The organism is Nocardia tengchongensis (assembly GCF_054781395.1).
This window is the reverse complement of record NZ_BAAGUM010000017.1, coordinates 467,625-480,929: the sequence shown is the minus strand read 5'-3', so window position 1 is coordinate 480,929 and position 13,305 is coordinate 467,625. Positions and strand designations below refer to the sequence as shown.

Below are 13,305 nucleotides of genomic sequence, written 5' to 3'. Positions count from 1 at the left end.
GGTCAGTTCGGCAGCGCGGGGGCCACGCCGGTCTTCTCGTACTCGGCGAGGATGTCGATGCGGCGCTGGTGGCGCGGCTCGTCGGACCACTGGGTGGTCATGAAGGCGTCGACGATGGCGAGGGCTTCCTCGGTGCTGTGCATGCGGCCGCCGATGCCGAGCAGCTGGGCGTTGTTGTGCTGGCGGGCGAGCTGCGCGGTCTCCACGCTCCAGCCGAGGGCGCAACGCGCGCCGGGCACCTTGTTGGCGGCGATCTGCTCGCCATTGCCGGAACCACCGAAGACGAAGCCCAGCGAGCCCGGCTCGGCAACAACGCGGCGGGCGGCCTCGATGCAGAAGGCCGGATAGTCGTCGAGCGCATCGTATTCCAGCGCGCCACAGTCGACGACGTCGTGGCCCTGGCCCTCGAGGTGAGCCTTGACGTGGTTCTTCAGTTCGAAGCCGGCATGGTCGGCACCCAGGTATACGCGCATGGCAGCGATTCTGTCAGCCCGCGCGCGGCCGGTCCGCACGGGGCTGTCACGTGCGGAGGACGAGGTGTGAGCCACCCGTGGCGAGCACACCCCGGCGACGTCGCCGAACGTACTATCCAGGCATGACGTCCGACGACAGTTCATCACCGCCGAACGCCTACGGGGGGCAATCCGCGGGTGATCTCCCGGAGCAACCACCGACCGCGTCCACCGGCGAGGTCCCCGCCCAGCCGACCGCCACCTACCTCGGCCAACCGGCCCCCGCACAGCCCGGATGGAACCCGGTCACCGGCATGACCGGCTGGGATCCGCGGGTGGGTCCGCCGGGATGGGCTCCGCAGCAACCGTATTCGCCGCCGCCTCCGCCGGTGATCCAGCAGGGCAGCCGCGGCCTGTCCCCGTTCGGGATGCCCGCCCGGCACAGCTGGGAGATCCCGCTGCTGGTGATCGTGATCGTCGCCACGGTGCTGGCCTACCTGTTCGCGCTGCTCCTGCTGCTGTCGGGAGTTTCCGGTCAGATCGTGCTGGTGCTGGTGTTCGCGCCGCTGCTGGTCTACCTCGGCCGCGGGATGAACTACGCGGCGCAGCGGGTCAACGGCGTGAAGATGTCGCCGACCCAGTTTCCCGAGGGCTTCCGCATGGTGCAGGAGGCGGCGGCCCGGTTCGGGATGGCCACGGTGCCCGACGCCTATGTGGTGACGGGCAACGGCCAGATCAACGCCTTCGCCTCCGGTCACGGCTTCCGCCGTTATGTCGTGGTGTACAGCGACCTGTTCGAAATCAGTGGCGCGGCACGCAATCCCGAGGCGCTGGCCTTCATCATCGGCCACGAGGTCGGCCACATCGCCGCCGGCCATGTCTCGTATTGGCGGCAGGTGGGCATGTTCCTCGCGCCGTTCCTGCCGATCCTGGGCAATTCGCTGATCCGCTCGCAGGAGTACACGGCCGACAATCACGGTTTCTGCAACCGTCCGCAGGGCGCGGCGACGGCCATGCAGACGCTGGCCGCGGGCAAGTACCTGAACAATCTGGTCGGCTTCGACGAGATGGCGGATCGGGCGCCCCAGGAGAAGGGCTTCTTCGTCTGGATCGTGAACGCGATGGCCAGCCACCCGGTGCTGACCTGGCGCATGTCGGCGCTGCGTGACCGCAGCCGGCACGGCAAGTTGTTCTGGCGGCCCGACGCCCCGCAGCGTCCGCCGGTGCCGGGACCCTACGCCGGCCAGCAGCCGCCCGGCGGCTACGGCGGTCCCCCGCCCCGATACGGCGAGACCGCCACCTATCACGAGTACCGGCCGCACTGACCGACGAGAACGGGCGGGGTCCCCAGGGACCCCGCCCGTTCCGCGTCGATTACCCGGCCCGCTCAGTCGAAGGCGGGGTCCTCGGTGCGAGTCCGCTTGAGCTCGAAGAAGTGCGGGTAGGAGGCCAGCGCGACCGCGCCGTCCCACACCTTGCCCGCGACCTCGCCGCGCGGAATCCGCGACAGCACCGGCCCGAAGAACGCGACACCGTTGATGTGAATGGTCGGCGTGCCGACATCCTGGCCGACCTTGTCCATGCCCGCGTGATGCGAGGCCCGCAGCTCCTCGTCGAAGTCGCCGGACGTGGCGGCGGCGGCCAGCTCGGCCGGCAGCCCCGCCTCCTCGAGCGATTCGGCGATGATCACCGCGAGCAGGTCCTCGCGCGGCCCGTCCTGCTCGTAGTCGGCGCGACGGTTGTGCAGGCGGGTGCCCATGGCGGTGTAGAGCGGGGCCAGCACCTTGTCGCCGTGTTCGCGGGCGGCGGCGATGGCGACCCGGACCGGGCCCCAGCCGCTGCGCAGCAGTTCCTCGTACTGCGGCGGCAGGCCCTCACGGCCTTCGTTGAGCACCGACAGGCTCATGACGTGGAAGTTCACGTCGATATCGCGGACCTGCTCGACCTCGAGGATCCAGCGGGAGGTGATCCAGCACCAGGGGCACAGCGGATCGAACCAGAAATCGACCCGGTCCTTATTGGTGTCGCTCACAAGGAAGTCCTTTCGCAGTCGACGGCCGGACGCACGGCCGTTCCCCTTACGCAACAACCCGGATTGTTGCCGATATTTCCGCTCCGCCCGACTCGCCCGGGGCTAGGGTCGAAACATCGGCCTCGCCGGGAGGACAGCCACGTCCGTGGCGCAGTCCCGGCCGCGTGAGCAGGGAGGTTTCGACATGACCACATCCAGGTTCGTCATCGCGGGGGGTGGCCTGGCCGCGGCGAAACTCGCGGAAGCCCTGCGGGCCAATGACTTCGACGGGACGGTGACCCTCGTCAGCGCCGAGGAGCATCTGCCCTACGAGCGGCCGCCGCTGTCCAAGGAGCATCTGCTGGGCAAGAAGGCGCTCGCCGACTTCACCGTGGACCCGTCGCAGTGGTATCGCGACCATCACATCGAGATGATGCCCGGCACCACCGTCACCGCGGTGGACCGGAGCACCAAAACCGTTGCGCTGCCGGACGGCACGACCCTGCCCTACGACAAGCTGGCGCTGGCCACCGGTTCGCGGCCGCGACTGCTGCGGATGCCGGGCGCGGACGCGGCGGGCGTGCACGTGCTGCGCACCATCGAGGACTCCGATGCCCTGCTGGCCATGTTCGCCGGTGTCCGGCGGCTGGCGGTCATCGGCGCGGGCTGGATCGGGTTGGAAGTGACCGCGGCAGCGCGGGCGGCGGGCGTGGAAGTGACTGTGCTGGAGGCGGACTCGGTGCCGCTGCGGGCGGCCCTGGGCCCGGAGATGGGCGAGGTGTTCGCCGCACTGCACCGCGCGCACGGCGTCGACCTGCGCTGCGGGGTGCAGGTCAGCGAGATCACCACCGCCGACGGCCGGGCCACCGGGGTGCGGCTGGCCGACGGCACCGTGATCGAGGCGGACGCAGTGCTGATGGCGGTCGGCGCGCGACCCAATATCGAACTGGCCACCGACGCCGGTCTGGCCGTGGACGGCGGTGTGCTCGTCGACGAGAGCCTGGCCACCTCCGATCCGGACATCGTCGCGATCGGCGACATCGCCGCCCAACAGCATCCGGTGCTGGGTCAGCGAATCCGGGTGGAGCACTGGGCGAATGCGCTCAACCAGCCCGCGGTGGCGGCCCTGACCATGCTCGGCAAGCCCGCCGTGTACGACAAGCTGCCCTACTTCTTCACCGACCAGTACGACCTGGGGATGGAGTACACCGGCTACGTCGCACCCCAGCAGCAAGCCCGCGTGGTGGTGCGCGGCGACCTGGCCGGACGCGAGTTCGTCGCCTACTGGCTCGACCCCGGAAACCGGGTGCTGGCGGGGATGAACGTGAACGTGTGGGATGTCACGGACAAGATCAAGGAGTTGATCCTCGGCGGCGAGGCCGTGGATCCCGACACGCTGTGACCATCGTCACAAAACACTGGGCTACGCGATACGTCGATCCGGCGTGCGGGGCTCCGACCTGTGGATGAGAGCGCCACCGCGGCGCACCGACGAAGGAGCCGACCATGAAGTACATGCTGATCAAGACCTACAGCACCGCCGCCTTCTGCGACACCCCGATCCACGAATGGCAGCCCGAGGAGATCCAGGCGCACATCGACTTCCAGCGCGCCCTCGGCGAGCAGCTGGCCAAGTCCGGCGAGCTCGTCGACGCCCAGGGCCTCGCCGACCCGGGCCAGGCCTGCACCGTCTCCTCCGACGGCCGGTCCGCGCCGGTCATCACCGACGGCCCGTTCCCCGAGACCAAGGAATTCCTGGCCGGCTACTGGATCATCGACGTCGACTCCCCCGAACGCGCGGTCGAGATCGCCGCGCAGGCCTCGGCCGCGCCCGGCCCCGGCGGCAAGCCGATCGGCGAATACATCGAGGTCCGCCCGGTGATGAGCGCCCCGCCCACCGAGCTCTGATGCCGCACACCGCGATCGAGGACCTGCTGCGCGAACTCGCCCCGCAGGTCCTCGGCGCGCTCGTCCGCCGCTACGGCGATTTCGACGCCGCCGAGGACGCCCTCCAGGAAGCCCTGCTCGCCGCCGCCACCCAGTGGCCCGCCGACGGACTCCCCGACAACCCGCGCGGCTGGCTCATCCAGGTCGGCGCCCGCCGCCTCATCGACGCCATCCGCGCCGACTCGGCCCGCCGCACCCGCGAGACCGCCGACGCCATCCGCGACCCGGAACGATTGGGCGCCGCCGCGCCCGACCCGTCGGACGCGGTGATCGCCACACTGGAGGAGCGGGACGACACCCTGACCTTGTTCTTCCTGTGCTGCCACCCCGCGCTGTCACCCGCGAGCGCGATCGCGCTGACCCTGCGCGCGGTGGGCGGGCTGACCACCGAGGAGATCGCGCGGGCCTTTCTGCTGCCGGAAAGGACCATGGCGCAACGGATCACCCGCGCCAAGAAGCGAATCGCGGAGGAGGAGCGGCCCTTCGCGATGCCGTCGGCGTCGAACGGGCAGCGCGGTGAATGGAACGAGCGCCTCGACAACGTGCTGCGGGTGCTCTACCTGATCTATACCGAGGGCCACACCAGCGGCGGCGAGCGACTGCGCCGCGGCGATCTGTCGAGTGAGGCGATTCGCCTGGCGCGCAGCCTGTCCCGCGCCTTGCCCGACAACCCCGAGGTCACCGGCCTGCTGGCACTCCTGCTGCTGACCGATGCCCGGCGCGCGGCGCGCACCGGCGAGCGCGGCGAACTGATCCCCCTCGCCGAACAGGATCGCGGGCTGTGGGATCGTGAAATGATCATCGAGGGCGTGCGTCTGGCGACCGCTTCGGTGCGCAGCGGATTGATCGGTCCGTATCAGATCCAGGCCGCCATCGCCGCCCTGCACGCGCAGGCGCTGCGCCCAGAGGACACGGACTGGCCGCGAATCCTGCTGCTGTACAACGCCCTCGAACGCCAGGCACCCAATCCGATGGTCACGCTCAACCGCGCCGTCGCGACCGCCATGGTGCACGGCCCGCAGGCGGGCCTGGATCTGACCGACACCCTCGCCGATTCGCTGGCGGCCAATCACCGCCTCGATGCCGTCCGCGGCCACTTGCACGAAATGGCCGGCGACCATGAGGAAGCCGTCGCCAGCTACACCGCCGCGGCCCGCCGCACCACCAGTCTCCCCGAGCGCGACTACCTCACCATCCGCGCCGCCCGCCTCCGCCGCCCATGACCAACCACCCGTCGAGCCGGTGATCGACCGCTCGTCGTCCGGCCGCCGTTCCGCCCCGCGCGTCAGGCGGCGGCCGCGCGGAAAGCGGTGGGGCTCAACCCGCGGTGGCGTTTGAACGCGGCCGAGAAGCCGAACGGATCCGCGTAGCCGACCGATCTCGCGATGTGGGCGACGGTGTGGTCGGTGTCGGCGAGCAGTTCCTCGGCTTCGTCCATGCGGGATTCGGTGAGGTAGGTCAGCGGCGGCCGCCCCATGACGGCGGTGAAGCGTTTGGCGAAAAGCGCCCGCGAGACACCGGCTTCGGTGGCCAGCGAGGCGACGGTCCAGGGTGCGCCGGGCGTGGTGTGGATGGCCTGGAGCGCGGGCGCGATGACCGGATCGGCCAGGCCGCGGAACCAGGTGGGGGCGTCGGGCCCGGCCTGCTCGAACCAGGTCCGCAGGGTGCAGACCAGACTCCAGTCGAGCAGGCGATCCATCATGGCCTGCGAGCCCGCGCTCTGCCCGACGGCGGAGGCGGCCGCCTGCTCGTACCAGCCGCAGGATTCGTAGTCCTCCCTGACTACCAATACCGGTGGGAGCGCTCGCAACAGCCGTTCGTGGCGTCGGTAGGAGGTGCGGTAGGCGCCGACCATCAGCGCGGTGGCGTCGGCGTCACCGCCCCAATGGATTCCGGTGAGTTCCTCGCCCGCGCATTCGGAATCGGTGGTGAAGCAGGAGATCTCGTACTCGGTCGGCGCGACGGCGTCGGACTCTCCCGATACCAGCCGGAATTCGCCCGGTCCCCGCACCAGCGCCGTATCACCGGTCTCGAGGGTGCGGCTGCCGCCGTCCGGAAGCAGCAGGGTGCCGCCGCCGCGCATGACGGTGATCATGGTCAGTGGCGCGCGATCGGCGAACCGGATGGTCCACGGCGCCGGCATGACGGCGTGCGTGACCACCGCGCCTTCGGCTCGAATACCGCTCAGCAGCTTACTCAGAGGATCCACCTCATCGAGGGTAGACGAATTCCTATCCAAGAGAGCTTTTCACCCATGGATCGTCTACATCCGGGCGGGTGTACTGGAGGCACCGGAACGAACAACCGTCCTGATCCAGGAGGAATCCCTTGTCGCACAACGGTATCGACCAGAACTCCCGCACGGCCCTGGTCGTGGTCGCCCACCACCGCTCCGATTCGCTGACCGAACACCTGACCGCCCGCACCATCACCCGCTTGGAAGCCGACGGCTACCGCGTCGACCTGCTGGATCTGCGCGCCGAGGGCTTCGACCCGCGCATGACCGTGGCCGACGAGCCGGACTGGGGCAACCGCGAGAAGACCTACTCCCCCGAGGTCCACGAGCACATGGAGCGCATCCTCGCCGCCGAGGTGGTGATCGCGGTCTTCCCCGTCTACTGGGCGAGCCTGCCCGCGCTGCTCAAGGGCTGGATCGACCGCGTCTGGAACTACGGATTCGCCTACGGCCGCAGCCGGCCTCGACTGGCGGGCAAGCGGATGCTGTGGCTCGGCCTCGCCGGGATGGCCGCGGGCGACCCGCTGGTGGACTTCCTCCAGCAGAGCCTGGAAGGCCAGCTCAATCTGGGAATCGCCTACTACTGCGGCTTCTCGCACTCGGCCGTCGGACTGCTGCCCGACGCCGAGGAGCGTCGTCAGCGCATGGACGCGGACGGGCAGCTGCGCATCGACGCGGCCACCGCCGGCGCCGAGCGCGTGGCCCAGTACGCCGATCTGGAGCGCCGGGCCGACGCGTTCGTGACGAACTTCCTGGCCGCCGAACCGGTTCCGGTCTAGACGCCGTTCCAGGTGTTGCCGGTGATAAGTTCGTAGGCCTGCACGTACTTCTGGCGGGTCACGTCGATGATCTCGGCCGGGATCTCGGGGCCCGGGTACTCCTTGTTCCAGCCGGTGGAGGTGGACCAGTCGCGCACGAACTGCTTGTCGAACGACTTCTGCGGGCGGCCGGGCTCGTAGTCGTCGGCGGGCCAGAAGCGCGACGAGTCGGAGGTGAGAACCTCGTCGCCGACGGTGAGAACGTCTCCGTCCCAACCCAGTTCGATCTTCGTGTCGGCGATGATGACGCCGTTGGCGGCGGCGTGATCCGCGCCGCGCGAGTACATCTCGAGGGTCAGGTCGCGCAGCTTCTCGGCGACCTCCTTGCCCTCCTGGTTCACCACATCGTCGAAGCTGATCGGCTCGTCGTGGCCCTCGTCGGCCTTGGTGGTGGGGGTGAAGATGGGTTCGGGCAGCTTGTCGCCGTCGCGCAGGCCCGGCGGCAGCGCGATGCCGGACACGGTGCCGGTGCGGTTGTACTCGGCCAGGCCGCCGCCGGTCAGGTAGCCGCGGGCGATGCACTCCACCTTCACCATCCGCAGCGGCTTGACCCGCACCCCACGGCCCGCGAACTCGGCGGGCACGTCGGTGGTGGACAGGATGTGGTTGGGCACGTCGGAGAAGAACCCGAACCACCAGTTCGACAGCTGGGTGAGCAGCGCGCCCTTGTCGGGGATCGGGGTCGGCAGCACCACGTCATACACCGACACTCGGTCGGATGCGACCAGGATCAGCGAATCGCCGTCCTCGTACAGGTCGCGCACCTTACCGGCGTGGATGTGCTTCAACGGTCCTCCTCGTGCTGGGCGGTAGCTGCCGCCGCCCAGCCTAGTGGGTGGCCCCGCCCGCATCCGACACGCCCAACCGCCGCCGGACGGACATGGCAAGCTGGGCTGCGGCGGGTTCATCCCGCACGGCACAGTTCTCCGAGAGCTAAGGAGCCTCCTTGTCCGCACCGAATCTCACCCGCGAGCAGGCCATCGAACGCGCTGCCACGGTCCAGGTGGAGAACTACACGGTCGAATTGGACCTGACCGGCCAGCCCACCAGCGCCGACGCGCCTCGCAGTGAGACCTTCCACTCGAAGGCGACGGTGACCTTCACCGCGACGCCGGGTGCGCAGACCTTCATCGACTTCGTGGGCGCGGGCCTGCGCTCGGCCGTCCTCAACGGCGTCGCCCTCGACGTGAGCGGCTACGACGAGGAGCAGGGTCTCACCCTGCCGAACCTGGCCGCGAGCAACGAGCTGGTCATCGAGGCCGACGGCGAGTACTCGAACACCGGTGAGGGCCTGCACCGCTTCGTCGACCCCACCGACAACAAGGTGTACCTGTACTCGCAGTTCGAAACCGCCGACTGCAAGCGCATGTTCGCCTGCTTCGACCAGCCCGACCTCAAGGCCACCTACGACATGGTCGTGACCGCGCCGCAGGACTGGGAGGTCATCTCCAACGGGGCCGTCACCGGCACCCACCAGCTGGGCGCGGTGGTCCGCCACACCTTCGCCACCACCCCGCGCATGAGCACCTACCTGGTCGCCCTCATCGCCGGCCCGTACGCGAAATGGACCGACTCCTACCGTGATTCGCACGGCGAGATCCCGCTCGGCATCTACTGCCGCGCCTCGCTGGCCGAATTCATGGACCACGAACGGCTTTTCACCGAGACCAAGCAGGGTTTCGGCTTCTATCACACCAATTTCGGTGTGCCCTATGCCTTCGGCAAGTACGACCAGCTGTTCGTGCCCGAATTCAATGCCGGCGCCATGGAGAACGCGGGCGCGGTCACCTTCCTCGAAGACTACGTCTTCCGCTCCAAGGTGACCCGCGCCTCCTACGAGCGCCGCTGCGAGACCGTGCTGCACGAGATGGCGCACATGTGGTTCGGCGACCTGGTCACCATGAAGTGGTGGGACGACCTGTGGCTGAACGAGTCGTTCGCGACCTTCGCCTCGGTGCTGTGCCAGGTCGGCGCGACCGAATACACCAACGCCTGGACCACGTTCGCGAACGTCGAGAAGTCGTGGGCGTACCGACAGGACCAGCTGCCCTCGACCCACCCGATCGCGGCCGACATCCCCGACCTGGCCGCCGTCGAGGTCAACTTCGACGGAATCACCTACGCCAAGGGCGCATCCGTGCTCAAGCAGCTGGTGGCCTACGTCGGCGAGGAACCGTTCCTGGCAGGTCTGCGCGACTACTTCACCGAACACGCCTACGGCAACGCCACCTTCGACGACCTGGTGGGCGCGCTGGAGAAGGCGTCCGGGCGCGACCTGTCCGACTGGGGCGCGCAGTGGCTCAAGACCACCGGCCTCAATATCCTGCGCCCCGACTTCACCGTCGACGCGGCCGGGAACTTCGCGTCCTTCGCGGTGGTGCAGGACGGCGCGGAGCCCGGCGCGGGTGAGCGGCGCGTGCACCGGCTCGCCATCGGCATCTACGACGACCTGGACGGAAAGCTGGTGCGCACCAAGCGCGTCGAGCTCGATGTCGACGCCGCCGAGCGCACCGAGGTGCCGGAGCTGGTCGGCGTCGGCCGCGGCAAGCTGGTGCTGGTCAACGACGACGACCTCACGTACTGCTCGGTCCGCCTGGACGCCGACTCGCTCGACACCGTAGTGGCGCGCATCGCCGACATCGCCGAACCGCTCCCGCGCACGCTGGCCTGGTCGGCCGCCTGGGAGATGACCCGCCAGGCGGAGATGAAGGCCCGCGACTTCGTGGCGCTGGTGCAGCGCGGCGTCGGCGCGGAAACCGAGATCGGCGTCGTGCAGCGGCTTCTCATGCAGGCCAACACCGCGCTCGGCGCGTACGCCGACCCGGAGTGGGCGCGCACCGACGGCTGGCCCGCCTACGCGGACCGGCTGCTGGAGCTCGCTCGCGCCGCCGGTGCGGGCTCGGACCACCAGCTGGCGTTCGTCAACGCGCTCACCGGTTCGCTGCTGTCCCCGCAGCACGTGCAGGTGCTGCGGCAGCTGCACGCCGAGGATCCCGAGGGCGCGGGCCTGCCCGGCCTGACCGTCGACACCGACCTGCGCTGGCGGATCACCCAGGCCCTCGCCGCCGCCGGAGCCATCGACTCCGACGGTGTCGAAACCCCGCTCATCGACGCGGAACTCGCCCGCGACGACACCGCGGCGGGCCGCCGCCAGGCCGCCGCCGCCTCGACCGCCCGCCCGCAGGCCGCGGTCAAGGAATCGGCGTGGGACACCGTCATGGGTGACGACACGGTGCCCAACATCACCGCGCGCGCCATCGTCGCGGGCTTCGCCCCGGCCGGGCAGGCCGAGCTGCTCAGCCCGTACGTGGAGCGGTACTTCGCCGATATCGCGTCGGTGTGGGAGCGCCGCTCCAGCGAGGTCGCCCAGACCGTCGTCGTCGGTCTCTACCCGCACTGGGCCGTCACCGACGAGGCGGTCGCGGTGGCCGACAAATTCCTCGGCGGCGACCACCCGCCGGCCCTGCGCCGCCTGGTGGTCGAGGGCAAGGCGGGCATCGAACGCTCGCTGCGCGCCCGCGTCTTCGACCGCGCCTAGAAAGCACTGCCCGGCAACACCTTCCACACGCAACAGCACCTCCCGAACCTTCGGGAGGTGCTGTTGTGCGTGGGGGTTCGGCCCGCTACCAGATCTGGGTGGGGTTGCACCCGACCCAGTTCGCCGAGATCGTGCACATCGACGTGATGCCCAGCAGCTTCAACAGGGCGGCGGCCAGGCTGCCGACATCACTGCCGGTGGAGGTGGCGACGAAGGTCATGCTGTGTCCTCTCTCGAATTTCCCGACCGCACAGCAGATTAGGGCCTTGCAACCCTCACTCTGAAGACCAACGAACCGGTGCCCCCGAACCCTGGGGCTCGGATTCCCGCTGCTGGGAGCGGATCTGCCCACAGCAGCGTGGCGAGACTCACGGCGCCCGGCTGCGGCACCGTGAAGGCATGGCAGACAACAAGACTCCGATGTTCAACTGGAGCACCAGGGAACAGCTCTTCGCCCGCCGCGTGCTGGTGCTGGACGGTGGGCTCGACGACGATAACGGCACGCTGCTGATGACCCAGATGCTCACGCTGGCGGCCGAGGACCCCGAGGCGGGCATCTCGCTGTGGATCCACTCCCCCGGCGGCTCGGTGCCGGCCATGCTCGCCATCCGCGACGTGATGCGCCTGGTGCCGTGCCCGGTGTCGACGCTGGCGCTCGGATTGTCGTGCAGCGCTGGACAATTCCTGCTCTCGGCGGGCACGCCCGGACACCGCTACGCCCTGCCGCACGCCCGCATCCTCATGCATCAGGGCTCGGCGGGCATCGGCGGCAGCGCGGTCGAGGTGGAGGTACAGGCCGACGACCTGCGCTACACCGTGCAGACCGTGCTCGGCCTGATCGCCGCCGACACCGGCCAGCCCTACGACCAGGTCTTCGAGGACTCGCTGCACGACCGCTGGTTCACCGCGGAACAGGCCCGCGAGTACGGCTTCATCGACCACATCGTGGACTCCTTCCACCAGGTGGTCCCGGCGCGACAGAAACTGGGGATCTCCGCATGAGCACCTACACGATTCCGAATGTGATCACCCGCGACCCGCGCGGCGAACGGATCATGGACGTCTACTCGCACCTGCTCAGCGAACGCATCGTCTACCTGGGCACCCCCATCGACTCCGGCGTCGCCAACGCCCTGATCGCCCAACTGCTGCACCTGGACGCGGAGAGCCCCGGCCAGGACATCAACCTCTACATCAACTGCGAGGGCGGCGAACTGCCCGCCATGCTCGCCATCTACGACACCATGCAGCACATCTCGTCGCCGGTGGTCACCACCTGCGTCGGCCAGGCCATCGCGGTCGGCGCGGTGCTGCTCGCGGGCGGCGCGCCGGGCCGCCGCAACGTGCTGCCGCACTCCCGAATCGTCCTGCACCAGCCCGCGATCCGAGGCCAGGGCACCATCCCCGACCTGATCCTGCAAGCCGACGAAATCGTCCGCATGCGCGCCCAGATCGAAGCCATCCTGGCCCGCCACACCGGCCAATCCGCCGAAACCCTGCGCCGCGACACCGACCGCGACCGCGTCTTCACCGCCGAAACCGCGATCGACTACGGCCTGGCCGACCAACTGCTCGGCGCACGCTGACCACGCTGACCACCGTCACCTCGCATACATGGCGATGGGGAGCCCCGCCTCCGAACCATTGCGCGAGGTGACGGCGACCAGCACCGGTCAGATCGAATTGTCCTGCTCGACAACGCTGCACCGAATCGCGGCTCGGGTCCGGCGCATCAGGCCCCCATCAGCGGGTCAGGCGGCCGGCTCGTGAGTCAGGCGGCGAGCGACAGCATGACCCGGCCCGCGTAGAGCTGCGGGACCACGGGCGGTGCGGCGGCGACGCGACGGGTGCGCAGCATGTCCTCGGCGACCTGATGAGTGAGTCCGCCCACGCTGGTGCCCAGCGCTCCCGCCAGCGCGGCGATCATCTCGCTCGACGGTTCCTTGCGGCCGCGCTCGACTTCGGACAGGTACTGCGGCGAGATACCGGCGCGCCCAGCGGTTTCGGTGAGCTTCTCACCCAGATCCAGTCGCATCGAACGCAACCGCTCCCCGAGGGCTTCGCGCCACAGCGGCTCCGGTCCGGAGGTCCGTGCCGGGGCGATCGCCGGGGCCGGCGGCGTTCCGCGTCGAACCGGCCGGGCCGATTCCTCGAGGCCACCGGGAAGGGCTTTCAAACGCGGATGCTCGGACATACCCCGAGCGTAAAGTCCGCCGACCCGCCCGCGCGCCCCGATCTGCTGAGAGCGAACTCGTCCGCGCGCAAAACAAAGGGACGTCCGGAGCCCCGGACGTCCCTCGGAA

The 13,305-nt window shown here is 69.4% G+C and carries 14 protein-coding genes; 8 read left to right on the top strand and 6 right to left on the bottom strand.

Annotated elements, in window-relative coordinates:
* Positions 1–2: 2 nt before the first annotated feature.
* Positions 3–473 carry a ribose-5-phosphate isomerase gene (locus tag ACYVKL_RS33235; protein WP_379167202.1) on the bottom strand — a complete coding sequence of 157 codons (471 nt, stop codon included), beginning with the start codon at positions 471–473 and terminating at the stop codon, positions 3–5.
* A gap of 293 nt (positions 474–766) precedes the next feature.
* Here ACYVKL_RS33235 and ACYVKL_RS33230 point away from each other — a divergent pair, with 293 nt between their 5' ends.
* Entirely contained in the window at positions 767–1,777 is a 1,011-nt protein-coding gene (locus tag ACYVKL_RS33230; protein WP_379167924.1) for a M48 family metallopeptidase, read from the top strand.
* A 62-nt stretch (positions 1,778–1,839) separates the two neighbouring features.
* Here the strand turns inward: ACYVKL_RS33230 and ACYVKL_RS33225 are convergent, their stop codons facing one another.
* The gene (locus ACYVKL_RS33225; RefSeq protein ID WP_357192945.1) at positions 1,840–2,484 is read right to left on the bottom strand and encodes a mycothiol-dependent nitroreductase Rv2466c family protein; all 645 of its coding nucleotides are present in this window, start codon (positions 2,482–2,484) and stop codon (positions 1,840–1,842) included.
* 184 nt (positions 2,485–2,668) lie between these two features.
* Here ACYVKL_RS33225 and ACYVKL_RS33220 point away from each other — a divergent pair, with 184 nt between their 5' ends.
* From ACYVKL_RS33220 to ACYVKL_RS33210, 3 genes are all read left to right on the top strand, one after another.
* Positions 2,669–3,865: an NAD(P)/FAD-dependent oxidoreductase gene (locus tag ACYVKL_RS33220; protein WP_379167205.1), complete on the top strand. Its 1,197-nt coding sequence runs from the start codon at positions 2,669–2,671 to the stop codon at positions 3,863–3,865.
* 104 nt (positions 3,866–3,969) lie between these two features.
* Positions 3,970–4,371 (top strand): YciI family protein, encoded by a 402-nt coding sequence (locus ACYVKL_RS33215; RefSeq protein WP_379167207.1) that lies wholly within the window; start codon positions 3,970–3,972, stop codon positions 4,369–4,371.
* Positions 4,371–5,633, top strand: a complete 1,263-nt coding sequence (locus ACYVKL_RS33210) for an RNA polymerase sigma factor (protein WP_379167209.1) — start codon at positions 4,371–4,373, stop codon at positions 5,631–5,633. The genes ACYVKL_RS33215 and ACYVKL_RS33210 overlap by 1 nt, the downstream gene beginning before the upstream one ends.
* 62 nt (positions 5,634–5,695) lie before the next feature.
* Here ACYVKL_RS33210 and ACYVKL_RS33205 read toward each other — a convergent pair whose 3' ends face one another.
* Complete coding sequence (locus ACYVKL_RS33205) at positions 5,696–6,619, bottom strand: AraC family transcriptional regulator (RefSeq protein ID WP_379167211.1); 924 nt, start codon at positions 6,617–6,619, stop codon at positions 5,696–5,698.
* Between the two features lie 119 nt (positions 6,620–6,738).
* Here ACYVKL_RS33205 and ACYVKL_RS33200 point away from each other — a divergent pair, with 119 nt between their 5' ends.
* On the top strand, positions 6,739–7,425 hold the full coding sequence (locus ACYVKL_RS33200) for an NAD(P)H oxidoreductase (RefSeq protein WP_379167213.1): 687 nt from the start codon (positions 6,739–6,741) through the stop codon (positions 7,423–7,425).
* Here ACYVKL_RS33200 and ACYVKL_RS33195 read toward each other — a convergent pair.
* Positions 7,422–8,252, bottom strand: coding sequence for a phosphoribosylaminoimidazolesuccinocarboxamide synthase (locus ACYVKL_RS33195; RefSeq protein WP_246598054.1), 831 nt, complete (start codon positions 8,250–8,252; stop codon positions 7,422–7,424). The genes ACYVKL_RS33200 and ACYVKL_RS33195 overlap by 4 nt on opposite strands.
* Before the next feature lie 158 nt (positions 8,253–8,410).
* Between ACYVKL_RS33195 and pepN the strand changes: the two genes are divergently transcribed.
* Positions 8,411–11,002 (top strand): aminopeptidase N, encoded by a 2,592-nt coding sequence (gene pepN, locus ACYVKL_RS33190; protein WP_379167215.1) that lies wholly within the window; start codon positions 8,411–8,413, stop codon positions 11,000–11,002.
* Between the two features lie 85 nt (positions 11,003–11,087).
* Here the strand turns inward: pepN and ACYVKL_RS33185 are convergent, their stop codons facing one another.
* Positions 11,088–11,222 carry a hypothetical protein gene (locus ACYVKL_RS33185; protein WP_281423459.1) on the bottom strand — a complete coding sequence of 45 codons (135 nt, stop codon included), beginning with the start codon at positions 11,220–11,222 and terminating at the stop codon, positions 11,088–11,090.
* A 179-nt stretch (positions 11,223–11,401) separates the two neighbouring features.
* On the opposite strand from ACYVKL_RS33185, the gene ACYVKL_RS33180 reads away from it, so the two are divergent.
* Both ACYVKL_RS33180 and ACYVKL_RS33175 read left to right on the top strand, forming a co-directional pair.
* Positions 11,402–12,004: a ClpP family protease gene (locus ACYVKL_RS33180; RefSeq protein ID WP_213557396.1), complete on the top strand. Its 603-nt coding sequence runs from the start codon at positions 11,402–11,404 to the stop codon at positions 12,002–12,004.
* On the top strand, positions 12,001–12,588 hold the full coding sequence (locus ACYVKL_RS33175; protein ID WP_379167218.1) for a ClpP family protease: 588 nt from the start codon (positions 12,001–12,003) through the stop codon (positions 12,586–12,588). The genes ACYVKL_RS33180 and ACYVKL_RS33175 overlap by 4 nt, the downstream gene beginning before the upstream one ends.
* 185 nt (positions 12,589–12,773) lie before the next feature.
* Here the strand turns inward: ACYVKL_RS33175 and ACYVKL_RS33170 are convergent, their stop codons facing one another.
* Positions 12,774–13,196 (bottom strand): helix-turn-helix domain-containing protein, encoded by a 423-nt coding sequence (locus tag ACYVKL_RS33170; protein WP_379167221.1) that lies wholly within the window; start codon positions 13,194–13,196, stop codon positions 12,774–12,776.
* Positions 13,197–13,305 lie beyond the last annotated feature (109 nt).